Below are 24,943 nucleotides of genomic sequence, written 5' to 3'. Positions count from 1 at the left end.
TTTTTTATTTATACTACAGTTTGGCGGTGGAATTTAGGCGACTTTTGAACCATACTTTAAATTCGTCGTATGGTTTAAAACAGCAAATAAATCTATGCCACATTCTGGGTCCGGCAAAGAACAACTTCCCTCAAAAAATTCGGAACAACCAGAACCGAAGGAAAGTCACACCTCAAAGGATTTTGAGTTAGTCGATGAATTAAATAAAAAAGAGCAAGATATTCAAGCGCTTAAGTCAAGTCTTATCGCGCAAATAGAAGAAAGTAGTCATGCGGAGAGGCTGCAGCAAGCTGTTTTCAAAATTTCTGAATTAGCTTCGGGCGCCGAAGACATTGACGAGTTTTATCGCTCGTTGCATCAAGTCATTTCCCAGCTGTTATACGCAGAAAATTTTTATATTGCGCTTGTTGATAAAAAGCACACGATGCTTGAGCTTGTTTATTTTGTAGACTCTGTTGATGCAGATCAGATATTGGATGGAGAATATTATCGAATTCCCTTATCCAGTAATAGTTTGTCCGTATATGTTTTTAATCAAGATGAAACAGTTTTATTGGGTCGCGAGGATATTGAACAATTAGAAGCCAAGAATGAAATTGTTCGATTGGGGCCACCTGCACATAGTTGGTTAGGTGCTCCGTTGATCACTGACAACATTGCCTTCGGAATGATCGCGGTTCAAAGCTATAGTGAAGATTTTGTTTACCGAGAGTGGCACAAAGAACTTTTTGACTATGTTTCGAACATTATTGCGACTACCCTGGAGCGTAAACGAAGTCATATCAGGCTTGAACTGAAAGTTGTTGAACGAACCAAAAGGTTGCAGTGGGAAGTTGAGCTTAGAAAACAACGTCAGCTTACAGAAAATGCGTTGCTTCGAATTGCCGAATTGGCGAACTCCAAAATAAAGCTCGATGATTTCTACCAGCAACTTCACCAGATTATCTCCGAACTGATTTATGCCGAAAATTTCTATATTGCATTGAAATGCGAACATTCAAACTCGATCAGATTTGTTTATTTTGTCGATACTATTGATGAGATGACCGTTGAAGACTTTGGCGAAACGCCACTTGAGACAATTGGCAAAAGTCTTACGGCCTATATTTTTCGATCGGGCCAATCCTTATTAACAAATAACGAGCATGTTAAGTCGATTGTTAAGAAAGGTGAGATCGAAGTGCAAGGGCCAAAAATGAAGTCGTGGTTGGGAATACCATTAGATATTGATGGCGAGATTATTGGTGTAATGACACTTCAGTCTTACATTAATGACAAAACCTTTTCTAAAAACGAACAAATATTGATGGAGTATATTGCCAAGCCGGTCGCCACTGCAATTCAACGAAAAACCTCTCAGGAAGAATTGGAAGCGCTAGTTGAGTTGAGGACTGCCGAATTGGAACATACCAACCTCGAATTATTGAAGCAGGTTGAAGAAAAAACCAAAGCGGAAAAGCTGAAGAGTACCTTATACGAAATTGCCGAGTTAGCATCTGGCGCAGAAGATATGGATACGTTTTATCAGAGTATTCATCGGCTTTTAGGTAATCTATTTTACGCGGAAAATTTTTACATTGCCCTTCTTGATGAGTCAAAAAAGTATTTAGATTTTAAATACTTTGTTGACCAAAAAGATGAAGTTCCCCTTTCTGGTGTGCATACCCCAATTAATACAAACTCGATGTCCACTACCGTTATCAGGATGAATAAACCTTTGCTGATAAATGCGGGGGAGTATGAAGCATTTTGTAAGCAGGAAAACCTGACTGTTTATGGGACGCCCGCGGTTTCGTGGTTGGGCATTCCTTTAAAAGATCAAGGAAGAACTTTCGGGCTGATTGTAGTACAGAGTTACCGAGAAGATGTAGTTTATGAAGCTTGGCACCGCGATCTTTTAGAATATGTTTCTCAACATATTGCTACAACATTGCACCGCAAGCAGGCTAAGTTTTATTTGGAACAAATGGTATTTCAACGGACCAATGAATTGCGAAAAGAAGTTGAACACCGCAAGAAAAGTGAAACCACTCAATCAGTACTTTACCAAATTGCGAACCTGGCCAATACCGATATGGAGCTCAACTCATTCTATGAAGAGCTGCATAATATTATTGGTAGCCTGGTTTATAGTGAGAACTTCTACATTGCTCTGAAAGATGATTCGACACAGTCGATAAAAATGGTTTATTACGTTGATACTGTGGATGACTATGATTTACAAACGATTGCCGCCTTACCGCTTAAAAGTCTCGAAGGTAGTTTGACTGGCTATATGATGACACAAGGAAAGCCATTGCTCGCGACGGGAGAAGAAATAAAAAGAATTTCTATCGAAAATAAGTTTTCTGTTATCGGGGAAGAAACCGTTTCCTGGTTGGGCATTCCGTTAATCATTGAAGATAGTATTATTGGAGTGATGACACTTCAAAGTTATCAGCCGGAATTTCAATTTACTGACAATGATAAAGAGCTGATGATATTTGTCGGGCAACATGTTGCCACGGCTTTACAGCGTAAGCGCAGCAAAGATTATTTAAAATTTCTCGTTGAACAAAGAACAGAAGCTTTAAATCACTCTAATAAAATGCTTAAGCAGCAGATCGAAAAAACGGAGCGTTCAAAAAGATTACAAACGGCGTTATATGAGATAACCGATCTAGCCTCCAGTACAAGAAATATGGAAGAGCTTTATACTTCTCTACATAAAATTATTTCCCACCTGATTTACGCTAAGAACCTTTATATTGCTCTTTATGATGAGGAAAACCAATATCTTGAATTTGTTTATTATGTTGATAGTGAGGAGCCAAATAAGGAAAAAACTTCGGCGGGAATTTTTGTTGAGGGTATTCGAAAGACTTCCATAGGACAAGTTTTAAATACAGGGCAGTCGATACTCAGAACGCCGGATAATAGAGAGGATTTTAGCTTTGAAAATACGCAGTTGACTGGGAAAGAGTCGTTATACTGGTTAGGTGTCCCGCTAAAGGTGGAAAATTCCATTATCGGCGTACTTGCAGTTCAGAGTTACGATGAAAAAATTAAGCTCGGAAAGTGGGAGCAAGAATTGTTGGAATTTGTTTCTCACCATATCGCTTTGACTTTAGAGCGAATTAACGCGCAAAAAGAACTTGAAACCCGGGTGGAAGAGAGAACTGCCAAGTTAGCTGAAGCTAATGCAACGTTAGAGCAACAAATCGTAGTGCGAAAAAGGAGCGAAGCGACTCAAAGTATTCTTTACTATATTGCAAACTTAGCCAACAGAGACATTCCATTACACACATTGTTCGAAAAAATTCATAAGGCCATCGCAAAAATTATTTATTCAGAAAATTTTTACATCGCTTTATGGAACAAGGAAACTGATGAGATGGACTGGGTCTATTTTGTCGATTCTGATGATGCATATGATTACGCATTTTTAGAAGAGCTACCCAAAAAAACACGTAATAAAAGTTTAGGTAAATATGTTCTGACTTCTGGTCACCCAATATTAGTTGATAAAGCGCAGATTTATGAAATGGAAAAGCAGGACAAAATACTGCTGATTGGTCCGCCCTCAGAATATTATCTAGGTGTTCCACTTATCGGAACTAGCGGCCCAATTGGAGTGATGGCTGTGCAGTCTTATGAAACGGATATTCGCTTTACAGATTCTGATCAGGAACTCCTCAATTTTGTCGGACAATCGATAGTATCAACCATCGAAAGAAGGGAATATAATCTGCAGCTTGAAGAAAGGGTGACTCGACGAACCCAGGAACTCACCGTTAGTAATGAGCTACTTCAAAAGGAAATTTCTCAACGGAAAGAGTCTGAAGAGTTGCAAACTGCGCTTTTTAAAATTTCAGAAACCCCTCAACAGTGCGCCACCGAAAAAGAACTTTATTTGCGTTTACATGAGATTATTTCAAAGTTCATGTATACCAAAAGTTTTTATATCGCTCTTGTCGATGAGAAAAATGTTTGCTTTCATTTTGATTATGTTGTTGATGATGTTGACAAGGATATTCCTGACTCTCTTCCGATAGGAAAAAGTTTAACCAGTTATGTTTATCGACAAAGAAAAACAGTTCATTTAAGCCGCGAAGATATTAGCAAACTGGAAGCATCCGGTGAAATTGAACACCTGGGAAGCTATGCCGTAGACTGGGTTGGTGTACCTTTGATATCAGGTGCCTCTATATTGGGTATTATGGTTTTGCAAAGTTACGAGGAAAATTACGTATATTATGAGCGAGAAATTGATATTCTTAACTTTGTTTCTACTCACATTGCGGATGCGCTGCAAAGAAAAAGTGCAGAAAAAGAACTGAAAAAAGCTTACTCAGAACTGGCAATAAAGACGAAAAATGCTGAAGCAGCAAATGAAGCTAAGTCCGCTTTTCTGGCAACTGTCAGTCATGAAATTAGAACGCCGATGAATGGCATTATGGGGATGCTGTCTTTACTCTCAGATACGCGATTAAATACCAGGCAATTGGATTATGTTAACAAGATTTCAACCTCGGCAAATTCTCTTCTAGGCATTATTAATGATATTCTGGACTTTTCAAAAATAGAGCAAGGAAAGCTAGAGCTTGAATTGATAGAGTTTGATTTGTTGGAGTTGCTGGATAATGTTGTTGATTTATTTTCCACACCCCTAAACGAGAAAAAACTAACTTTTAATATCGATTTAGAGCCTGATGTAAAATTACGCAGGGTTGGAGATGCTCTGAGGCTCTCGCAGATTCTGATTAATCTTGTCGGTAACGCGATTAAATTTACCGATGAAGGTTATGTGTTGTTGACGGTGAAAGAGCCGAAAGATAATCGTCTCTTGTTTTCCGTTGAGGATTCGGGGATTGGCGTAGAACCCAGTAAAAGAGAGTTAATTTTTGGGTCGTTTACCCAGGCTGACGACACGACGACTAGAAAGTTTGGCGGATCAGGATTAGGTTTAAGTATTTGCCAACAATTAGTTTCGTTGATGGGCGGCTGGATAGATGTTTCGGGTGATCCCGGTAGAGGGAGTTGTTTCTCTTTTGAGGTGAATGTTGATAGAGTTGTTGACCATCACCATAGTAACGATAATCTTGTTGGAACAAATATCTTACTGGTTTCTGAGAATGCCGATCAGATAAGAGGCTGGACTCACTTTGCACAAAAGTTTGATTTGACCTTTAATGCCATGAGCGCGAAAGATATTATTCGCTCTGACCAAGAATTTAAAGAGTTGTCGTTAAAGCTGTCGCATATTTTCGTCGATGATAATGTTAAGACTTGTACCGAACTAGCTGAGGATGATTCTGAACTCGACATTATCAGTCGTATTCGCAACTCTTTAAAATCGAAAACTCCGTGCTTTCTATTAACACGTCCCAGCGCAGATAATTCCGATCTATCTTTTAGTGAAGAAGATATACAGCTTATTCCGAAGCCGGTCAAAATGGGAATAATTTTAAATTTAGTTAAAAATGATTACGATATTCTCACTGTGATTAAACCTGAGGAAAATAACACTCATGGTGTGAGAAGGAAACTAGTTGGTCGCCGAATATTATTAGCTGAAGATAACCAAATTAATCAACAGGTTGCTAAGGAAATTCTACAGAAAGCGGGAGCAATTGTTGAGATTGTTGAGAATGGTCAAGGAGCGGTTGACGCCTGTTTAAAGTCTCGTTACGACCTTGTGTTAATGGACATGCAAATGCCGATTATGGATGGCTACGAAGCATCAGAAAAAATTCGCCAATATTTCACGTCGCAGGAACTACCTATTATTGCGATGACGGCTAATGTGATGAAAGGTGATCGTGAAAAATGCCTGAAATATGGTATGAATAACTATATTGGTAAGCCGATTATTCGCAACAAGTTTTTTAAGATGCTCGAGTTTTATTTGGGTGATAATCCGAATTATTCTAAAAAAGATAGGGCCTCTCAAAAATCAGAAAATGACGAATATCATAGTGTCGCGATAAAAAGTACCGATAAGCTGGTCGATGTTAGAGCATTAGCCGAAAAGTTTGAAAGTAACGAACTCGCTAAAAAGCTACTTGAGATGTTTAGCGTTAATCACAGCGATGATGCTAATCAAATTAAAGGCTTACTCGCACAAGGAAAGTTATCGGCGGCTGAGCGAAAAGTGCATAAGCTTAAGGGATCTGCAGGTGAGTTAGATTTTTCTTATCTCTATCGGGCAAGCATGGAAATTGATAATTTGCTCAAACGTAATGAAATGCCTGAAAATAGTGCACTGTTAGAATTTTATTCTTTGTTGGAAAAATATCTGAAAGCCTGTGAGAAACTCCTGGTGAAAAACTAGTAAAGCTAATGGTAAATTGCCAATTGAGCTAGTTTGAACCGGACTTTTAGTCAAGGTTGTTCAGATACTCTGTTAGCTCAGATAAGGTTGCTTTGTCTGCTTCAGTTAAATCATCTTTCTCCAATTTATTACGCAGCTTATTGACGTAGTCGTTAACTTCCCAACGAGCTAACTTTTCTTCCAATTGAAGATCGACATAGGCATCTTGTAATTTAGCCTGGCGATCTACCTCAGCTTGTTTTGCTTGTATTTCCGAATCTTTGAGCTGTTGCTCAGCCTGCTTTTCCAAAAGCTCTTTTTCAGCGATGCGCCGCTTTTTTTCCTCAAGAATTGTTAATCTTTTCTCTTTGATTTTGACGTTTTCCAGCATCACTTTTTTAGCTTCGGCTTCCGCTCTTCGGGTTTCTAATTCTGCCGCTTTTAGCTTGTCATCGTCTTGTTTGGTCGAGAGCTTTTCTTTCTCAATCGCTTTATAGTCTTTCAGGGCTTGTTGCAGTGTCTGGTACAATTGAGTCACCTTTTCTTGAATGGTTTCAATCTTGTATCTTTGATGAAAATCAGTTGATTGACTGATAAATTTTAATTCATTTAATGCCGACTGAAGCGCTTTTACGTTAAATACTTTGTCCTCTACCAGCGATTTCTCGAAATTTTTGAGGTAGCTGTCGGCGGTTTGATACCATTCGGCCTGACCTGAATCTTCCTCTGGTAAAACAAAGCTGCTAAAGGTTGTGTGAACTTGCAGCAAAGTAAATGTTTCTTCTTCACTAGCAGCCAAAAGATCATTGATTGCGGCTTTAAGGTCGTCAATTTGGTGGTGAGATTTTAACCAATGGGTAACGCCTTCCATCCCTGAGCGCGAAACAGACTCTGAAAGGTAATTGAGTTTTTTTTGTAACGTCTGCCCGGTTTCAGCCGCTTTCTTTTTAAATTCGTCGAAGTCGAACGATTTAGTCACTGTGTTTGAATCTTTTATATCGTTTTTAAGTGAGAATAACTGACTAAGTATATACCAAAAAAGCGCTATTGCTCTAGGGGCAGTTTATCTTTCATGGTAATATTTTTGGCTTAAATATCAAAGGGATCAATAATCTCTTTGTCAAAAGGTGGTTAATTGTGAAACGATGTGGTTGGGTTGGGAAAGATTCAATTTATATTGATTATCATGATAACGAGTGGGGAGTACCGGTTTATGATAGTGAGTTGCTTTCTACTTTCGCTATTCTCAGACCAGCCAATAGCGAAAATAATCAGGTCGATTCATTAGTGAAAAATTTGACCTAATATATCCTTTGCAATAGTTAACTTGGGCTTTTCAACCACACTAGCGAGTATTTGATTGTTCTGCAGGATAAAAATAGTGGGTGTATGAGTGACCGTAAATTGTGCCTGATATTCGTCTGGTAATTCCTTTTCAGTGTTAAGTGCAATCAGCTTAATTGATTTAAAAGGGGAACCCGAGGCTTCGATTAATTTAATTAAGCGCGGAACTTCTCGCTGACTGTCATGACACCATAATCCAAAAAATACGATAACCTCCATATCTTTCAGTTTGGCAAAATGACGACTTTCATCTGCGTCGACTTCATATTGTTGATAGCTTTTTGAAAATTTTGTGTACTGTGTTATCAGTTCTTGAGCAGATATTTCGCCGACTCTCGTTTTGCTGTCATCTTCTGAAGTGGCGTGAGCCAAGTTCTGCTGTTCTTTTGAGGTTTCAGCATCTGAACTCGCGTCAGATGAACTTTGTTGTGAATTGCAAGCGATGAGAGTGAATGTGAATAGCAGTATTATCGATGTTCTCATCATTGGATGAATTCCCGTTGCAGATAGGTCGGCCAAGTTGAAAGAAAGGGCATTATAGCCCTTTTTTTGAAATGTTGAATATTTGATGAGTGAGAAGTTGTAGTAAGCCACTATGGAAATTTCTGTGAGCACTCACTCATCAAGGGAGCGCCTACCTATTTACCGCTACTTTTATTGATATCACGGTCATAGTTGAGCCGTTTGGCGGCATCAAGAGTCAGCATTTGCATAAAGGCTTTTACTTCAGCGTCACTGCCAACCGGTGCGCCAGATTGGCCGCTACCAAAAACAGTACTCGGTACTTTTCTTTTAGAAAATGCATCAGCCCATAACTTTTGAATTTCTATTTCGGCATCTAATTTTTGGGCTAACGCGTTATCAGCTTCAAGAATAACACGTTTTTGATAGGCCTCGGCTTCAGCGAGAGTGCGTTTGGTTTCGGCTTCAATTTTTGCTTTTTCCAGGTTGATTTGTGCAGTTTCCTTGGCAATTGTTGCTTGCTCTCTGAACTTTTCGCCAGCAGTTATAGCCAGCTGTTTGTCGGTTTCTGCTTCGGTAGTTTTCTGAATTTGCTCTACTTTTGCTTTCGCCTGACGTTCTGCTACTTCGCGTTCACCGCGAGCAATGGCAAGTAAACGCTGCTCTTCTTCCTGCACTCGTTGTTCTCGAGCGATGGCTCTGTCTGCCGAGGCTTTTTGTTTGAGTTGCATACGCTCAACAAATTTTTGATTGGGTCGCATATCTGTGACCAGAGCTGAAACAACAGTAATGCCGTAGTTGATAAAACGCTGAGTTTTACGCTTTGGTAAACCATCATCGTCCAAGACTTTCTGAACCACAAAAACTGTTTTTGAATCTTCACCATACTGCTCTTGCTGGGTACCCAATGAGGCATTTGCCGATGATTTGGCTTGTTTCGCTGATCTCACCTGAACTTCTTCGCGTTTTACCAGGAAAATGCCGTTACTCATCTGGTTTTCAAATTCAGAGTTAAATTGAGTGCGGCCACCAGAATAATATTCTTCGGCGCTCATTAAAGATGCGTTGGCCTGTAGTGTTTCTTTGAAAGCAGGCATTAAAGCAGTGCGAAGTAAATTTTCCGGGGAACGATATTCATGAGCGAGTTTAAGGAATGATTCAGAATCAGATGGAATGGCAAATCGCACGGTTGCTTCGGCATGAGCATCCACCTGGTCAAGAAACATGATACTCATCGGAGGCAGGCTGGCAGAAGTATTGTCTGAGTCTTTTTCAGCGCGAATCGCATTACCACTGGATCCTTGAAGTGCCTGAACTGTCATAGCTCTTTTCCAGGAATTGTAACGCCCAAAAGGATAAAACTTATAGCCGACTTCGGTGACTACTTCTTCTTTTCCAAACAAAGTTCGAACATGATAGATATAGCCAGGTTCTGCATAAAAGAATGAATTGAAAAGTCCGATTATCAACGCAAGGATAAAAACAATCGCGACGATAATTTTGACCAAAGCGCCACTGCTAGGTTTGATACTGCTAGTTAGTTCTGACATGCATAGCCCCTATTTGATTTTGATAGTACAGTTTTCATAAAAAAACGATTTAATGGCAATCGATGCTGAAGTTGGAATGCCCAAGTAATTATTCAGGATAACTTAATCTAATGAGTTTGCTCTAGAAAAATTTTTCAAGATCATACCTGTTTAATGTGAAAATAGCGGTAATTCGGAGCAAATCGCTTCATATTTAGTGAATTCGAGCTTTTTTAGTTTGCTATGGAAATCCCGTTGTAAGTTGATGAGAGTAACGACTCATTGCGCTATTTATTCCTGGCTTTTGTTAATTGCTTGAAGTGGAATAACAATGAGAAATTCGCTCATGCCTTCAAATTCAACTAAGCCGTCTATTCAGTGGAAATGAAAATAAAGTGATCGACCCGGTTATCTTAGATTGAATAGCGGGCGAAAACAGTCAATTGTTGATATATTCTCTTTAAATCAAATTTCTATTCTCGAATTCTTAAGATGTCGAAAAGCCAGGTTGAAGTTAACCGATTCAAGGTTAAAGCCCAATTAATGCAGTTAGAGTCTGATCCTATTGCCGTGGAAGAACCGCTGCAAATTAGTCTAGTGCAGAATAATAAAAGTGAGATATTTAGCTTAACCATGCGTACTCCAGGCCATGATAAAGAGCTGGTTTATGGTTTGTTATTTAGCGAAGGAATAATAGAAAATTCTGATGATGTTGAACGGTTGGAGTCACAACTCCATGAAGGTGAACGCCAGATTAACCAGCAAGAGGTGATTTTAGCAGAGGATATTTCGATCGAGTGGTCTCGGTTTGGCCGAAGTTATGCGAGTTATTCCGGCTGTGGTTTATGTGGCAAAACAAGTCTGCAGGCGTTAGAATTAAAGCAATCCAGAGCATTGAAGCCGATCAAATCAAAAATCGATAACGGTTTGATTCGAAGGCTAAAGGCGCTACTTGCTGAACAACCTTTGTTCTCGCAAACAGGCGGTGTTCATGCGGCAGGGTTAGTCTATGAGAAGCAAGGCGAGTTAATCTTGTCTAAGACGCCTTTTTTCGAAGATGTTGGTCGACATAACGCCTTAGACAAACTGATAGGCCACGAATTGTTGGCTAATGACCTCAATCAGGCTGGGTTATTGTTGCTATCAGGCAGAATCGGTTTTGAATTGGTGCAAAAGGCAATAATGGCTGGCTATTCGACGATTGTAGCGTTGGGGGCTCCCAGCAATTTGGCGATACAAGCTGCCAATCAATTTAATGTCGCACTGATTGGATTTGCCAAAGACCAGAGTTTTAACTTGTATACTGCAGATAAAAACAAGGTTGTTTGCCGCGAGCCATTGGATTGAGTGTCTTTCACAGGCCATCTTTCAAAGGCTTTACCGATTGCTGATAAAGATAGTAAACAATATCAATCAGCAGAAAAATAAAAACAATAATTGAGTGATAACTCATGTAAACCGTGAGGTTTTTCCTCACCATCAGGATGCACGTAATGTCAGAAAACCTGTCAAGTTTATCTCGCCGAAAAGGCCTAAAAGACAATTTGTTTGAAACCCTGGTTCAAGCAAAGGGCGATCCGGTACATCTTAAAAAAATAGCCAGAGACTTTAAAATAGGCGAATCTAGTGTTTATGGTGCATCTACCGCTTACGATTTTATTCTGGGCGAGAATGCTGACAAGAAAGCTTATTTATGCAATGGATCTTCTTGCTTGTGCGCAGAGACTCAAGATAAGGTCAAACACAGACTGTTAGCCCATTTTGACAGTGATGAAATCGGGCATGTGACTTGTTTAGGTCGTTGTCACGAAAACGCGTCTTTTCAAATTAATGGTAACAATTATTCAGGTGAAGATATTCATCGCCTCGATAACATTTTGGAAGGGGCGCAAGATAGCGGCGAAAATTATCTCGTTGAGTGTGCTTTAGAAAAGCCATTGTTGACCGAAGAAATTAATGATTACAGCGGCTATTACCACTTATTCTCAAGATTAACTTCAGAAAAAAATCAGTCGCAAATTTTACAGGAAATTATTGATTCTGGATTGCGAGGCCGGGGCGGTGCCGGCTTTCCTACGGGAATAAAATGGCAATCGTGTGCTAATGAAAATTCCGATCAAAAATATATTGTTTGCAATGCCGATGAAGGCGATCCCGGCGCATTTAGTGATCGCTATTTATTAGAACAAAGACCCCATGCTGTACTTTTTGGGATGCTGGTTGCCGGATATTTAGCAGGCGCACAATGGGGCGTATTATATATCCGCGATGAATATCCTTTATCAGTTTCTGAAACTCAGAAGGCGATTGAAGAATTTGAATCCCTCGATTTGCTTGCGGAAATTGATTTTGACTTTCAGTTTAAAATTATCCGGGGCGCAGGCGCCTACATTTGTGGTGAAGAAACTGCTTTGTTGCGTTCTATCGAAGGTAATCGACCGGTGGTTTCAGTAAGGCCGCCTTTTCCAACAGTTAAAGGTTTGTTTGGTAAACCGACTATTTTAAATAATGTTGAAACTTTTGCGGCGATACACTGGATTTTAGAAAATTCGGCACAAGCATTTGCTGCATTGGGCAATGGCCGCTCAACTGGTTCAAAACTGTTGTCACTTGATAGTTGTTTTAATCGTCCTGGAATTTACGAAGTGGCAATGAGTGAAAAGCTGTCGACTATTATCGATTTGGCCGGCGGGTTTAGTAAACCGGTTAAAGCACTTCATATTGGCGGGCCTTTGGGTGGGTTAGTTCCAGTGGAAAAAATCAATGAACTCACCATTGATTTTGAATCTTTTCAGGAACAAGGCTTTTTATTAGGACATGCGAGTATTATCGGTATTCCTGAGTCTCAAAATATTGCGGAATACATTTATCACTTGTTTGATTTTACTGCGGCAGAATCCTGTGGCAAATGTTTCCCTTGTCGGCTAGGTGCTACAAGAGGCAAAGAAATGTTTCGAGATGCCCTTAAAGGCGAAATTCAATTAGATAAGCAATTGCTAGATGATTTATTGGAAACTATGGAGAAAGGTTCACTTTGTGCATTAGGTGGTGGTGTTCCGTTGCCGGTGAAAAACGCACTACAGTATTTCTTGCCCGAAATGGAAACTTTATTTGAACCACAGTCACTGAACAGAATTGATGTGGTGGAGGCGTAGCCATGACAAAGAATCCGACATTAAACAAAATTGCATTTATTAATGGTCAGCCATTTAAAATACAGAAGGGCGAGTCGATACTTCAGTTTGCTAAACGCAATCATTTTTCGATACCTACCTTATGTGATGATTCTCGAATGGAATCCTACGGTGCATGCCGAGTGTGTTCTGTCGATGTCGCGTTAAAAGCAGATGGTCCGACTAAAACCATGGCGTCCTGCCATACTCCCATTAGCGAAGGCATGCACATTCAAACGCAATCACCATCTATTCAGAAACTACGAAAAAATATAATAGAACTCGTATTAACCGATCACCCGCTTGATTGTTTGACTTGCGAGTCTAACGGAAATTGTGAGCTACAAGATGTGGCGGCTGAAGTTGGTATCAGAGAAGTGCGCTACAAAAACGCGGCTGATCATAGCCATTATGACAAAGACGAATCTCACCCATACATGCGCAGTGATTTATCAAAATGTATTAATTGTTACCGTTGTGTTCGAGCTTGTGATGAAATTCAGGGAGAGTTTGTTCTAGGCGTTCAGGGTCGAGGTTTTGACAGTAAAATAATTAAGGGAGCTGATTTATCTTTTGATGACTCTGCCTGTGTTTCCTGTGGCGCTTGCGCACAAACTTGCCCGACTGCTGCGATTAGTGACGTATTTCAAAGTAAGTCGGTTCAGGCACAAGAAAAGATTCGAACGATTTGTTCTTATTGCGGTGTCGGCTGCAACTTAGAAGTGTCTGTTAAAAATAATGAAATTCTTTCTATTCGTGCGCCGAATGACGCGAAAGTTAACGCGGGCCATACCTGTTTGAAAGGCCGTTATGCATGGCGGTTTTACAATCATCCTGACCGTTTAACATCGCCGCTTGTTCGCAAAAACGGGCAATTGGTCGAAGTATCCTGGCAAGAAGCCTATCAAGTGATTGCTGACCGCTTTAATTTGACGAAAAGCGAGTATGGTCCTGATGCCATTGCAGGAATTTCTTCAGCACGGTGTACCAATGAAGAAAACTATCTGATGCAAAAATTTATGCGGGTTGTGATTGGTACGAATAATATTGATAGCTGTGCTCGAGTTTGTCACTCACCGACCGCGTATGGTATGCAACAGGCTTTCGGTACCGGGGCAGCGACCAATTCTGTTGAAGACTTAGACTACACCAAATTAATTATGGTTATTGGCGCAAATCCGATCGCTGCGCATCCGGTGACTGGCGCGAAAATAAAGCAGAAGCTAATGAAAGGCGTTACCTCGATTGTCATTGATCCGGTAGAAACAGAAATCGCCAGATACGCCACCTATCATTTGCAATTAAGGCCGGGAACGAATGTCGCTGTTTTAAACATGATGGCGTACTTCATTATTGAAGCGGGGTTAGTTGATCAGTCGTTTATCGAAAATAGAAGCGAAGGCTGGAGCGATTATGTTGCGGCAATTAAAGCACTTGATATTGCTCACCTGGAACAGGTATCCGGGGTTGATCGAGAACTCGTTAAACAGGCTGCAGAAGCTTACGCCAGATCAGAAGCTGCAATGAGCTTTCATGGTTTAGGCGTCACTGAACACTCACAAGGATCTCACACGGTAATGAGTATCGCTGATTTGGCGATGATGACCGGTAATATTGGCAGACGCGGCGTCGGGGTGAACCCTTTGCGCGGACAAAATAACGTGCAAGGTGCCGCTGATATGGGATGCCAACCACATCAGGGGGCTGGCTATTTTCCCGTGAATGTGCAAGCCAACCAGGACTATTATCGCGAAAAATATGGTGTAGAGGTACCTACTGAGATTGGTTACAAAATTCCGCAAATGTATCAGGCGGCCCAAGAAGGAAAACTAAAAGCATTGTGGATTATGGGCGAAGATATCGCGCAATCGGATCCAAATCATCATTATGTTATCGACAGTTTAAGTAAACTGGATTTTCTCGTGGTTCAGGAAATTTTCTTAAGCGAAACAGCCAAGCTTGCCGATGTCGTTTTGCCGGGTGCTTCTTTCCTGGAAAAATCAGGCACTTTCACTAATGGCGAACGACGTATCCAGGCAGTAAGGCAAGTTGTTTCTCCGGTTGGAGGCGCTAAATCTGATGGTCAGATTGTTGTCGATATAATGCGAGCAATGGGTTACCAACAAGCAGATTATGATCCCGCGGTCATGTTGCAGGAAATTTCTCAAATAGTTCCTTTCTTTGCCGGAGTAAAATGGGATGAGCTGGGAGATTCTGGTAAACAGTGGCCGGTTTTACCTGACGGGACTGATACGCAAATACTTCACTCAGAGTCATTTAAACGAGGCCTGGGGAAATTCCATTATTTTGACTGGCGAGAAACTAACGAAGTTAAATCTCACGCTGAAGAATATCCATTTATATTGACCACTTCACGTAATCTAGAGCATTACAATGCCGGAACCATGACTCGGCGAACCGGAAACCGAGACATTGTAGGCGAAGATATTTTGTTAATTAACCCCAAAGATGCCCAACAAAAAAATCTTAAAAGCGAGCAACACGTTCGCTTATTTTCGGCGCGTGGCGAAGTGAAGCTGAAAGCACAAATCAGCAAAAAGGTTAAGCCAGGAATTTTATATACAACATTCCACTTTCCCGAGTTTATGGTCAATAACATCACCAGTAGTGAATGCGATAGTGAGACTTTGTGCCCTGAGTATAAAGTTGTCGCAGTTGATGTCGAGGCGGCATAATTTTTCAAATGGGCGTTGTTTTTTCGCGCCCGTGGAAGTTCCCTTTTGGTCTGATTTTGATCTCGCCGGCCTGACAAACATCGTTCAAAAAAAATCAAAGGATAATCGATGAGAAAAATACTGTTAGTTTTGTCTGTGCTGCTTTCATTTAATGTTGTAGCAACTAATGCAGATGAAAAAATAATTATCCAGGATATTATGCGGCAACAAGAGAGTGCATGGAATGAGGGAAATCTGGAGAGTTTTATGCAGGCTTATTGGCAGTCTGAGCAATTAAAATTTGTCGGAAAAAATGGTATTAAATATGGTTGGCAAGCAACCCTGGATAATTATAAAAAAACTTACCATGACAAAGCCGCAATGGGAGAATTAAAATTTGATATTCTCAGTGTTGAAGTTCAATCAGATAGTGCATTTGTTTTAGGGAAATGGTCGTTGAAGCGTAAAACCGATAACCCGAGTGGATTCTACACGCTTTTGTGGAAGAAAATTGACGGCAAATGGAAAATTGTGATTGACCATTCGAGCTAGTTATTCAATCAACAACAAAGAATTAATACGGAATGTTAACCGCACTTGCTATCCAAAATTACCGTTCTATCCTTGACCTGGTTATCCCCCTCGGTCGATTAAACGTCATAACCGGTGCCAATGGCAGCGGTAAGTCTAACTTGTACAAAGCACTACGACTATTAGCTGATACGGCACAGGGCGGAGTTATCCAATCACTGGCGAGAGAAGGTGGACTGGATTCCACATACTGGGCCGGGCCTGAAACCATTTCGAAAAGGATGAAATCGGGTGAAGTTGCCGTTGAGGGTGGTCCTCTAAAATATGCCAAGCGGTTAAAGATGGGGTTTTCGAGTGAAGATTTTGGATATTCAATTTCAATGGGGTTACCCACGCCTTCCTCTTCTTCGTTTTCTTTCGATCCAGAAATAAAAAGAGAATATATTTGGGCTGGCAATTTTTATCGACCAGCAGGCGGTTTAGTCGAAAGAAACGAAGCCATTATTAAAGTCAGAGAACAAAGAAGCTGGCAAGTTGTGGAAAAGTATTTGCCCAGTTATTTTAGTCTTTTCGATCAGATGATTGATCCAGCGCGTTCGCCTGAAGTTTTACAAATGCGAGATATGATTCGAAGTTGGCGATTTTACGATCACTTTCGCACCGATAAAGATGCCCCTGCGCGACAACCACAGTTGGGAACCCGAACACCAGTATTGAGTAACGATGGAAGTGATCTGGCCGCGGCGTTGCAAACCATACGAGAAATCGGTGATGCAGAGGCGTTGGATGAAACCATTAGTGATGCGTTTCCCGGGGCGAAGCTGAATATTATCAGACATGATGATGGCAGGTTTTCACTGGAGTTTCGGCAGCATGGATTGCTGCGGCCATTAACTGGTGGTGAATTGTCTGATGGAACTTTGCGGTTTATTTTGTGGATAGCGGCTTTGTTAACACCGAGAGCGCCGTCTTTAATGGTACTAAACGAACCTGAAACCAGTTTGCACCCAGATCTTTTGCCCGCTCTTGCCAGGCTAATTTTACGATGCGCTGATAACACGCAGGTGTGGGTGATTTCCCACGCCAATCGTTTGATTCAGGCACTGGAGCAGTCTGACGATTGTAACTCCGTGGTTCTTGGAAAAGAACTTGGCCAAACAATCGTTCCGGGGCAAGGAATATTGGATAAACCGCCTTGGCACTGGCCCGATAAGGCCGATTAATATCTTGTGTTCTTTTTTAAATGATCGATTTCGGTTTAAAGCCAATCTTGGGGGGATGGGAAAATTGGCCTCAAATGAAACCATTAAATCTATTGCCCGGATAGCAGAATTCTATCTGTATTAGTGGGCGTTTGGGGATTGATAATCCGATGCTATACTTTGGTCATATACCCATTTTTAGGATTAACGACGCTTTGTGTTTGGTCTTGTTATCAAACTAGAACACAAAGTGCTTTTTGACGAGTAACAATCTATGAATAGTAATGCAAATCTGAAAGACATTGACTATGGCCCACTGAAACAACTAATTGGTGTTTGGGAAGGTGGTAAAGGTGTGGACGTTGCACCTGAAGATGATGGAGAAGAAACCAACTTCTATCAAGAGACTTTAACTTTCGAGCCAGCACGTGATCTTGATAATGCTGAGGAACAATGTTTGGTAGTGTTAAAGTATCATCAGGTGGTTATACGTAAATCTGATGGCAAGATGATTCACAATGAAACAGGGTATTACTCATGGGATAGCGAAGGCCAAACCTTGATTAAATCCTTTGCTATTCCTCGGGGAATTGCGGTTGTTGCCGGCGGTACTGTCACTCAGGAAAACGATGCCAGCCAGTTTGCAGTAAAAGCTGGTAATGGGAATGCTGATTGGGGAATTGTCGAGTCGCCCTTTATGCAAAAGAATGCATCGACTAAAGGTTATCAATTTTCCATGTCCGTGAATGGGAATGAATTGAGCTACTCTCAGGTGGCGGCAGTTGAAGTCTATGGACGATCATTTGAACACACTGACCAAAATGTTCTGACTCGCAATTAAAGGTCAGGTAATTGATGAAAAGGTTGCTTCTGCCTTTTATGATATTAAGTTTGTTTTCGCTAGTAGCGCTTGCGAACTCGAAAGATGAATTAAAGCCATTTACCAGTGATGGTTGCTCTTCATTTCCCGATGGCACCTTGAAGCAAAAGCAGTTGTGGTTATCTTGCTGCGTTGCTCACGATAAAGCTTATTGGATGGGAGGAACTTATGAAGAGCGATTGCAAGCAGATAAGGCATTGAAGGTTTGTGTTGAACAAGTGGGAGAGAAAACCATTGCCAAGCTGATGCTAGCAGGCGTTCGAGTGGGAGGCTCTCCCTATTGGCCTACTGATTTTCGTTGGGGTTATGGTTGGGACTATACGCGCGGCTATCAGAAGTTGACTCAAAAAGAATTGGAGAAGGCTAAGAAGTTATTGGCGGATTATGATAGTTCTGAGAGAGAAAAATCGAAATAGATGTTCTTAACTGAAAGTCCCATTTTATTCATCTTCGCGTTTGGAATATTATTCTCATTAGTCGGAAGTATTTGGACAATTTCAATTGCTTTTGGTGATGAGCCTTTTAGAGGATAGTTATGCCTCTTTCTTGGACCTATTGGCATGACTATATACGTCGCTGATAATTGGAATAAAATTAAAATTCCTTTTCTTTATTTAATTGTCGGACAAGTATTTTAGGTGCTTGGATGATATTAGAACAGATGATGACTAATAATGAACTGTGTTCAAACTAATCGTCTTGAAAATTAACTTTAACGAGTTTTGATGCTTCTCCAGGCGGCAGCTCACTATCATCGATAGTAATTCGGTCCCCTCTCCTGGAAGGAGAGGGCTAGGGAGAGGTTGATATGTGTCAGTGCAAAACCAAGCCGAGCCAAAATTATCTACAGGGTCTTAATTTCTTAAATATTATTCGGTCCAACTTTTATTTTTTAGAGATCAGACTAACTTTCAACAAATGCTCGCTCAATCACATAGTCACCCTGAACACCCATATGAGCACTAATATTAAATCCTAACTCATTCAGCACTTCCTGGGTTTCTTCTAACATCGCCGGGCTGCCGCATAACATTGCTCGGTCTGTTTCTGGATTGATAGGCGGTAAGCCGATGTCAGCAGCGAGCTTCCCACTTCTTATCAAGTCTGTCACTCGGCCTTGATTAACAAATGGTTCCTGAGTAACCGATGGATAATAAATGAGTTTATCGCGTACGAGTTCGCCGATATAAGGATTATCCTTTAGCTGCTCTTCCAAGAGTTCGCGATAAGCAAGATCAGAGACCTTTCTGACTCCGTGAAACACGACTATCTTTTCGAACTTGTCATAAATGTCCAGATCAAAAATAATACTCATAAATGGCGCTAAACCAGTCCCGGTGGCGAGTAGGTATAAGTGCTTACCGGGTTTGAGATCGTCGGCAACGAGAGTGCCTGTAGGCTTTCGGCTCACGTAAATTTCGTCGCCTGGCTGAATGTGTTGCAAACGGGAAGTGAGTTTTCCGTTGGGAACTTTAATGCTGAAAAACTCAAGATGCTCTTCGTAATTAGGGCTGGCAATGCTGTAGGCCCTGAGGATAGGCTTTTTCTCACCAGGAAGACCAACCATCACAAATTCGCCGTTGCGAAATCTTAAAGCTTGGTCGCGGGTTGTTCTGAAACTGAAGAGTTTGTCATTCCAGTGGTGAACACTGAGTACGTTTTCTAGGGCAATGTTGGCCATGGTTTTAAATCGCTCGTTCAAGAATGAGAAGAATTCTCATTTGAAAATGAGTAAAAGTCAAGTAAAAATTAGTGCATATGCAATATTATTATACCGCAATCGGGCGGATTATATCATGAACTAGGATTTTGCTGTTGCATTTGATGTTTTATTTGACGTTTGATTAAGTTGATCAAAAAAGCAGATCCCTCGAGCGGTTTGTTTGGCTTTATACATGGCTAGATCAGCTAACTCCAGAATGTCGGGCTCATTATCAAATTGTTGATTCTTCGGATTGAGTGCAACGAGATCATCTGGGTAGATACTCACTCCAATGCTTGCTGAAATTGTCACTGTTTTACTTTCAGTGATATAAATAGGTGGTTTAAAGGACTCTTGAATACGCTCAGCAGTTTGCCTGATATCTTTTTCATTGCTGATTTTGGGCATCAAGATCACGAATTCATCACCGCCGATGCGAGCCGCCGTATCCTCTTTACGAACAATATCTGATAAACGGTGCCCGACTTCAATTAACAGATTGTCACCAGCCTTGTGACCATACTGGTCGTTAATAGGTTTAAATTTATCCAGATCGATAAATAGTAAGCCGACTTTATCCCCGCGACGTTTTGCCATTTCCATTGCCTGCGTGAGGTTGGCTTCAAAATAGTAACGATTTGGTAATTCAGTAAGCGCATCGTAATTTGCTAACTCGCCAAGGGTCTTTTGACGCCGACGCATTTCGGTCATGTCGGCTAAAATACTCACGTAGTTGGTTACGTCATCGGCTGCATTGGTCACCGCTGATATGGTTTCCCAAACATAAAACAAAGAACCATTTTTGTGTCGATAACATATTTCGCCTTGCCAGATTCCTTCGAGTTCAAGTGTCTTCCAGATTTGATTATAAAAAGAATTATCGTGCTCTCCCGAGCGTAGTAGAAAAGGTTTTCTACCAATAATGTCACTTTTACAAAAGCCGGAAATTTTAGTAAATGCGGTGTTAGTTCGGATAATTGTATGTTGCGCGTCAGTGATTAAAATGCCATCGCCGCTGTGCCTGAACGCGACTTCTGCCAGCCTGTTTTCTTCTTCCAGTTTTTTTTGTGCACTGATGTCTTGAATAATGGAAACAATATAGTGTGTGTCTTTTTGTGACTCTTTCCGCGGTTGTGGTTTTTTCACTAAAGTTGAAGAAAGTACAATCCATTTTATCTCGCCACTTTTGCTGATGTATCTTTTTTCCATTATCGCATTACGCGACTTTCCTGCTTTGAGTGAGTTGATGTGCTGATTCACTTGTTCGATATCATCGGCGACAGTAATATCGCTAAAGTTCATTCCGACCAACTCGTCTTCGAGATACCCGGTAATGTCACAAAATGCTTGATTGACGTCCAGATACTGGCCTTCCACACTCAAAGTGGCAATGCCAGCAACATTGTTGATAATGGCCATCAATTCCTTAGCGCTAATATTTTTCATATAGATTCCTTTAACAAAACAAAGTCGCTCGAATCTTCGCCTTGCCTTGTTAACTTGATATCTCAAATTTCAATGTTAATCGGCATAAAAATCATTACCGATATTGGAATAATTTCAATTTTATCAATTTGCAACATTTTGAAATTCTATATATTTCTCAATCCTGACAATTAGTTAAATATTTTCCCGTTTTCGGGAAGGCGGAAATTTCCTATTTTCCCATGTTTGAGATATTTAAATGAGGAGAACCTTGCAAAAATAAAAATTGTTATTTAAAAACAGCTGCTTATGAATTTGGCATGGTATCTGCTTCGCTCTAGTAAAACCGAAGTAATTCGTTCGCCAATTAACCATAGCGCGTTAAGAGCAGTGACGATGGTTATCAAACTGTATTTTGGATTGAGCTTTTAAGGATGAGTGACCACTTTTAAGAGGAAAGTAAGGATAAATTTATATTAACCGAGGGTAATAACCAATGGGAACTATTTTAATTAAGCTAGAGGATATTCAGAAAGTTTTTTATACAGAAGAAATTGAAACGCACGCGTTAAGCAATATCTCTCTGGCCATTGAAAAAGGAGAATATGTTTCTATTTCAGGGCCGTCTGGATGTGGTAAATCAACACTGCTTTCGTTGCTAGGTTTGCTCGATACTGCGTCTGGTGGAAGCTATCAATTATCGGGCCATAATGTTTCAAATATTTCTAAAAAAGAGCGCGCAAAAATTCGCAATAAAGAAATCGGTTTTATCTTTCAATCCTTCAATTTGATCAGTGATCTGGATGTCGAAGAAAACGTGGAACTGCCATTGACCTATCGAGAGGACTTGAATAAAAGTCAACGCCAAAAAATGGTCAGGAAAGCATTGGAAAGGGTTGATATGGCGCATCGTCTCAAACATTTTCCATCACAACTTTCCGGTGGACAACAACAGCGTGTTGCTGTTGCCCGCGCCATTGCCGGTGATCCTTCGATTATTCTAGCTGACGAACCAACCGGAAATCTGGATTCTAAAAATGCCGAAGCAGTGATGCAGTTGTTAGAGCAGTTACATGCTGAAGGAGCAACTATCTGCATGGTGACTCATGATCCGAGATCGGCGCAAAGAGCTGATCGAAATATTGATATTCTGGATGGCCAAATTGTTTCTGATAAACCTTCGTCCTCCCAGATCGTCGCAGCTTAGGATTAATTGATTATGATGACTATTCAAGATTTAAAATATGCGTTAAGGCTACTTTCGAAAAGACCTGGATTTACAGCTTTGACTACTTTGGTCATGGCTGTGGGAATTGGCTTAAGTGTTTATCTTTTCTCATTTCTTAACACGATGGCGTACAAGCCGTTGCCTTTCGAAGATAGCGAATCTTTAGTTGTCATTGATCAGGTCAGAAATGGTCTTTTACTTAACGGCGGCAACCTGGATCCGCACGATTATTATGAAATTAAAAATAACGTAAAATCATTTAGCGAAATTGCGGCATATGCCGAAACTAGCATCAATGTTTCCGGGCACGACGGTGCGAGACGATATAACGCGACTAAAATTGAACCGAATGTGTTTCACATGACACGCACCAAACCTATTTTAGGTCGAGAATTTACTCAGGCTGAAAACCATACCGGTGCAGAAAATGTCGTCATTATCGGTTATGACATCTGGAAAAATATGTATGGTGGTGATCCAGAAGTGCTTGATCAAATTGTTCGAGTTAATGGTAAAAGTGCGCGTATTATTGGTGTAATGCCAGAGGGATATTTCTTTCCAAGAAACTCAGAACTGTGGGTGCCTTTACAGGAAGACCCAACAAAAGTAGCGCGCGGTGACGGTGAAAGTTGTTCTGTATTGGCGCATCTGGGCGATGGTATCGATCTTGATCAGGTTAATCGTGAAATTGACGTAGTAATGAAACGGATTGAGGAAAAATTTCCTAAGACCAATAATGGTATCGGTGCATTTGCGACGACTTTTCCAATGTCTACCATGGGGAATGGCGGTAGCGTATTCCTTTTCTCAATGTATGTTGTGACTATTTTACTCTTGTTACTGGCGTCGATTAATGTGAGCAATTTATTACTTTCAAGGGCCGTAGAAAGAAATAAGGAAACTGCGATAAGAGTTGCCCTTGGAGCGCCAAGAGCGCGATTAATCGGCCAGATGCTATGGGAAAGTACTATTATTTGTACGGTTGGTGGAGTTATCGGATTATTGGTGGCTGCCTGGGGACTTGAAGTGACCGAATCGATTACCAACACTTTTACCGGCGACAAACCATTTTTCTGGTGGAAATTTGGCGTCGATAGTTTCACCTTGAAGATCTTTTTCGCATTTGTTGTAAGCACTATTTTAATGACCGGCGTATTTCCCGCATGGAAGAATACGGGCACCGACTTTAACGCTGTATTGCGCGATGGTACGCGTGGCGCTGCGGGGAAAAAAGCAGGTCGACTTAATCGACTGTTAGTTATTAGCGAAGTTTTTCTGACAATGACGGTTTTGATTGCAGCGTCGGTGATGGTGGTTGGAACCTACATTGCGGCTAATGCCGACTATGGCGCCAAAGTGGATAATATTTTGGCGGCTGAAATCAGGTTACCACAGGCAACTTATAATACTCATGAAAAGCGTGTTCAATTTGTTAAGTCATTACAATCGCGTCTTGAAAATAATGTTGGTGTCGGTAATGTTGCAATCACTAGCTCGCTTCCTGGCGATTACACCTGGAGTCCGACTGTTGCTATCGAGGGAAAAGAATATGCCGACGAGTCGAGCTATCCACGGGCTAACTACATCGCGATAATGCCTGGGACGCTAGCGAAACTTGGCGTTGAGTTAAGAAGCGGGCGTTATTTTGAAAACCTTGATGAAGGCTCAGAAAAGCGCACGGTTATCGTAACGGAAAGTTTTGTGAAGAAGCATTTCGGCGAAGAATCTCCGCTTGGAAAAAGAGTTCGAATTGCCGAAATTGACGGCGACAAACCTCGCTGGTTAACTATTGTTGGGGTGGTTGAACATACCATTCAAGGTCAGTCATTTTCTCCAAATGCGGGTACGCCGAGTATTTTCCGACCGCTTATGCAGTCGTCACGAAGAGGTCTTACCGTCGCGATGGAGATGAAAGCTGCACCGGCCGTGACCACAGGAACATTGCGTAACACGTTAGAATCAATCGACCCAGATGTACCTGCGTTTTTAATCAAGACATACCAGGAAATAATTGATAGAAATACTGCTGGGATTGGCTTTGCGAGTAAAATATTTTTGATTTTTGCAATCGTGGCGGTGGTATTGGCGTCTAGTGGAATTTATGGTGTTATGTCTAATACTGTTGTTCAAAGAACGCAGGAGATTGGCGTTAAGCGAGCACTCGGCGCAGATGAAAAGCGAGTGATAATGGATTTTCTAAATAGCGGCATCAAGCAGCTGTTGTGGGGCGGGATCCCAGGCTTGCTAGCTGGCGGATCGTTAGGCTTTGCCCTTTCTCGACTGCTGGCAACCGGTAACAGTTCTGTGGTTGCAATTGCGGCTGTCATGATCGCAATTATCGGTAGTGTTGTGATTATCTCAACCTACTTACCAACCAGAAGAACTCTGGCTTTAGAACCAAGTGATGCACTAAGATACGAATGATCTGATACTTTTAGTATTGTTTTCAATTATGCTGCAGTTAGTATTGTAAACGGTAAATTCGCTCTCTAAAATGATA

General features: G+C 41.0%; 16 protein-coding genes. 11 read left to right on the top strand and 5 right to left on the bottom strand.

Annotation, left to right across the window (positions count from 1 at the left end; translation table 11 throughout):
* The first annotated feature begins 94 nt into the window (after positions 1 to 94).
* On the top strand, positions 95 to 6,313 hold the full coding sequence (locus FLL46_RS06385) for a GAF domain-containing protein (protein WP_142892661.1): 6,219 nt from the start codon (positions 95 to 97) through the stop codon (positions 6,311 to 6,313).
* 46 nt (positions 6,314 to 6,359) lie between these two features.
* Here the strand turns inward: FLL46_RS06385 and FLL46_RS06380 are convergent, their stop codons facing one another.
* The gene (locus FLL46_RS06380; protein WP_142892660.1) at positions 6,360 to 7,271 is read right to left on the bottom strand and encodes a hypothetical protein; all 912 of its coding nucleotides are present in this window, start codon (positions 7,269 to 7,271) and stop codon (positions 6,360 to 6,362) included.
* Between the two features lie 158 nt (positions 7,272 to 7,429).
* Here FLL46_RS06380 and FLL46_RS27810 point away from each other — a divergent pair, with 158 nt between their 5' ends.
* Complete coding sequence (locus FLL46_RS27810) at positions 7,430 to 7,597, top strand: DNA-3-methyladenine glycosylase I (RefSeq protein WP_142892659.1); 168 nt, start codon at positions 7,430 to 7,432, stop codon at positions 7,595 to 7,597.
* Here the strand turns inward: FLL46_RS27810 and FLL46_RS06370 are convergent.
* Together FLL46_RS06370 and FLL46_RS06365 are read right to left on the bottom strand one after the other, a co-directional pair.
* On the bottom strand, positions 7,577 to 8,122 hold the full coding sequence (locus tag FLL46_RS06370; protein WP_142892658.1) for a thioredoxin family protein: 546 nt from the start codon (positions 8,120 to 8,122) through the stop codon (positions 7,577 to 7,579). The genes FLL46_RS27810 and FLL46_RS06370 overlap by 21 nt on opposite strands.
* Positions 8,123 to 8,274: 152 nt before the next feature.
* Positions 8,275 to 9,648 carry an SPFH domain-containing protein gene (locus FLL46_RS06365; protein WP_142892657.1) on the bottom strand — a complete coding sequence of 458 codons (1,374 nt, stop codon included), beginning with the start codon at positions 9,646 to 9,648 and terminating at the stop codon, positions 8,275 to 8,277.
* Positions 9,649 to 10,119: 471 nt separating this feature from the next.
* On the opposite strand from FLL46_RS06365, the gene fdhD reads away from it, so the two are divergent.
* From fdhD to FLL46_RS06330, 7 genes are all read left to right on the top strand, one after another.
* The gene (fdhD, locus tag FLL46_RS06360; protein WP_142892656.1) at positions 10,120 to 10,974 is read left to right on the top strand and encodes a formate dehydrogenase accessory sulfurtransferase FdhD; all 855 of its coding nucleotides are present in this window, start codon (positions 10,120 to 10,122) and stop codon (positions 10,972 to 10,974) included.
* Between the two features lie 146 nt (positions 10,975 to 11,120).
* On the top strand, positions 11,121 to 12,782 hold the full coding sequence (locus FLL46_RS06355) for an NADH-ubiquinone oxidoreductase-F iron-sulfur binding region domain-containing protein (protein WP_142892655.1): 1,662 nt from the start codon (positions 11,121 to 11,123) through the stop codon (positions 12,780 to 12,782).
* A gap of 2 nt (positions 12,783 to 12,784) precedes the next feature.
* The gene (gene fdhF / locus FLL46_RS06350; protein ID WP_142892654.1) at positions 12,785 to 15,496 is read left to right on the top strand and encodes a formate dehydrogenase subunit alpha; all 2,712 of its coding nucleotides are present in this window, start codon (positions 12,785 to 12,787) and stop codon (positions 15,494 to 15,496) included.
* A gap of 108 nt (positions 15,497 to 15,604) precedes the next feature.
* On the top strand, positions 15,605 to 16,027 hold the full coding sequence (locus tag FLL46_RS06345; protein WP_142892653.1) for a YybH family protein: 423 nt from the start codon (positions 15,605 to 15,607) through the stop codon (positions 16,025 to 16,027).
* A gap of 32 nt (positions 16,028 to 16,059) precedes the next feature.
* Positions 16,060 to 17,229, top strand: a complete 1,170-nt coding sequence (locus tag FLL46_RS06340; RefSeq protein WP_142892652.1) for an AAA family ATPase — start codon at positions 16,060 to 16,062, stop codon at positions 17,227 to 17,229.
* A 253-nt stretch (positions 17,230 to 17,482) separates the two neighbouring features.
* Positions 17,483 to 18,049, top strand: coding sequence for a heme-binding beta-barrel domain-containing protein (locus FLL46_RS06335; protein ID WP_142892651.1), 567 nt, complete (start codon positions 17,483 to 17,485; stop codon positions 18,047 to 18,049).
* A gap of 14 nt (positions 18,050 to 18,063) precedes the next feature.
* A complete protein-coding gene (locus FLL46_RS06330) occupies positions 18,064 to 18,504 on the top strand; it encodes an FAD-binding oxidoreductase (RefSeq protein WP_246119278.1) in 441 nt (146 codons plus the stop codon).
* Between the two features lie 488 nt (positions 18,505 to 18,992).
* On the opposite strand, the gene FLL46_RS06325 is transcribed toward FLL46_RS06330, so the two are convergent.
* On the bottom strand, positions 18,993 to 19,769 hold the full coding sequence (locus FLL46_RS06325; RefSeq protein ID WP_142892649.1) for a ferredoxin--NADP reductase: 777 nt from the start codon (positions 19,767 to 19,769) through the stop codon (positions 18,993 to 18,995).
* A gap of 120 nt (positions 19,770 to 19,889) precedes the next feature.
* Positions 19,890 to 21,236 (bottom strand): sensor domain-containing diguanylate cyclase, encoded by a 1,347-nt coding sequence (locus FLL46_RS06320; RefSeq protein WP_142892648.1) that lies wholly within the window; start codon positions 21,234 to 21,236, stop codon positions 19,890 to 19,892.
* Between the two features lie 475 nt (positions 21,237 to 21,711).
* Between FLL46_RS06320 and FLL46_RS06315 the strand changes: the two genes are divergently transcribed.
* A complete protein-coding gene (locus tag FLL46_RS06315) occupies positions 21,712 to 22,422 on the top strand; it encodes an ABC transporter ATP-binding protein (protein WP_142892647.1) in 711 nt (236 codons plus the stop codon).
* 12 nt (positions 22,423 to 22,434) lie between these two features.
* Positions 22,435 to 24,867: an ADOP family duplicated permease gene (locus FLL46_RS06310; RefSeq protein WP_142892646.1), complete on the top strand. Its 2,433-nt coding sequence runs from the start codon at positions 22,435 to 22,437 to the stop codon at positions 24,865 to 24,867.
* Positions 24,868 to 24,943 lie beyond the last annotated feature (76 nt).

Source organism: Aliikangiella coralliicola, from assembly GCF_007004725.1.
Classification (GTDB): Bacteria; Pseudomonadota; Gammaproteobacteria; order Enterobacterales; family Kangiellaceae; genus Aliikangiella; species Aliikangiella coralliicola.
Note: the sequence above shows the minus strand (reverse complement) of the source record. Positions and strands in the feature narration are given on the sequence as shown.

Bases quoted from the DNA above. Each gene is read 5' to 3' on its own strand.
- FLL46_RS06385 (WP_142892661.1), top strand. From the start codon at position 95: ATGCCACATTCTGGGTCCGGCAAAGAACAACTTCCCTCAAAAAATTCG.
- FLL46_RS06370 (WP_142892658.1), bottom strand. From the start codon at position 8,122: ATGATGAGAACATCGATAATACTGCTATTCACATTCACTCTCATCGCT.
- FLL46_RS06365 (WP_142892657.1), bottom strand. From the start codon at position 9,648: ATGTCAGAACTAACTAGCAGTATCAAACCTAGCAGTGGCGCTTTGGTC.
- fdhD (WP_142892656.1), top strand. From the start codon at position 10,120: ATGTCGAAAAGCCAGGTTGAAGTTAACCGATTCAAGGTTAAAGCCCAA.
- FLL46_RS06355 (WP_142892655.1), top strand. From the start codon at position 11,121: ATGTCAGAAAACCTGTCAAGTTTATCTCGCCGAAAAGGCCTAAAAGAC.
- fdhF (WP_142892654.1), top strand. From the start codon at position 12,785: ATGACAAAGAATCCGACATTAAACAAAATTGCATTTATTAATGGTCAG.
- FLL46_RS06345 (WP_142892653.1), top strand. From the start codon at position 15,605: ATGAGAAAAATACTGTTAGTTTTGTCTGTGCTGCTTTCATTTAATGTT.
- FLL46_RS06340 (WP_142892652.1), top strand. From the start codon at position 16,060: ATGTTAACCGCACTTGCTATCCAAAATTACCGTTCTATCCTTGACCTG.
- FLL46_RS06335 (WP_142892651.1), top strand. From the start codon at position 17,483: ATGAATAGTAATGCAAATCTGAAAGACATTGACTATGGCCCACTGAAA.
- FLL46_RS06330 (WP_246119278.1), top strand. From the start codon at position 18,064: ATGAAAAGGTTGCTTCTGCCTTTTATGATATTAAGTTTGTTTTCGCTA.
- FLL46_RS06325 (WP_142892649.1), bottom strand. From the start codon at position 19,769: ATGGCCAACATTGCCCTAGAAAACGTACTCAGTGTTCACCACTGGAAT.
- FLL46_RS06320 (WP_142892648.1), bottom strand. From the start codon at position 21,236: ATGAAAAATATTAGCGCTAAGGAATTGATGGCCATTATCAACAATGTT.
- FLL46_RS06315 (WP_142892647.1), top strand. From the start codon at position 21,712: ATGGGAACTATTTTAATTAAGCTAGAGGATATTCAGAAAGTTTTTTAT.
- FLL46_RS06310 (WP_142892646.1), top strand. From the start codon at position 22,435: ATGATGACTATTCAAGATTTAAAATATGCGTTAAGGCTACTTTCGAAA.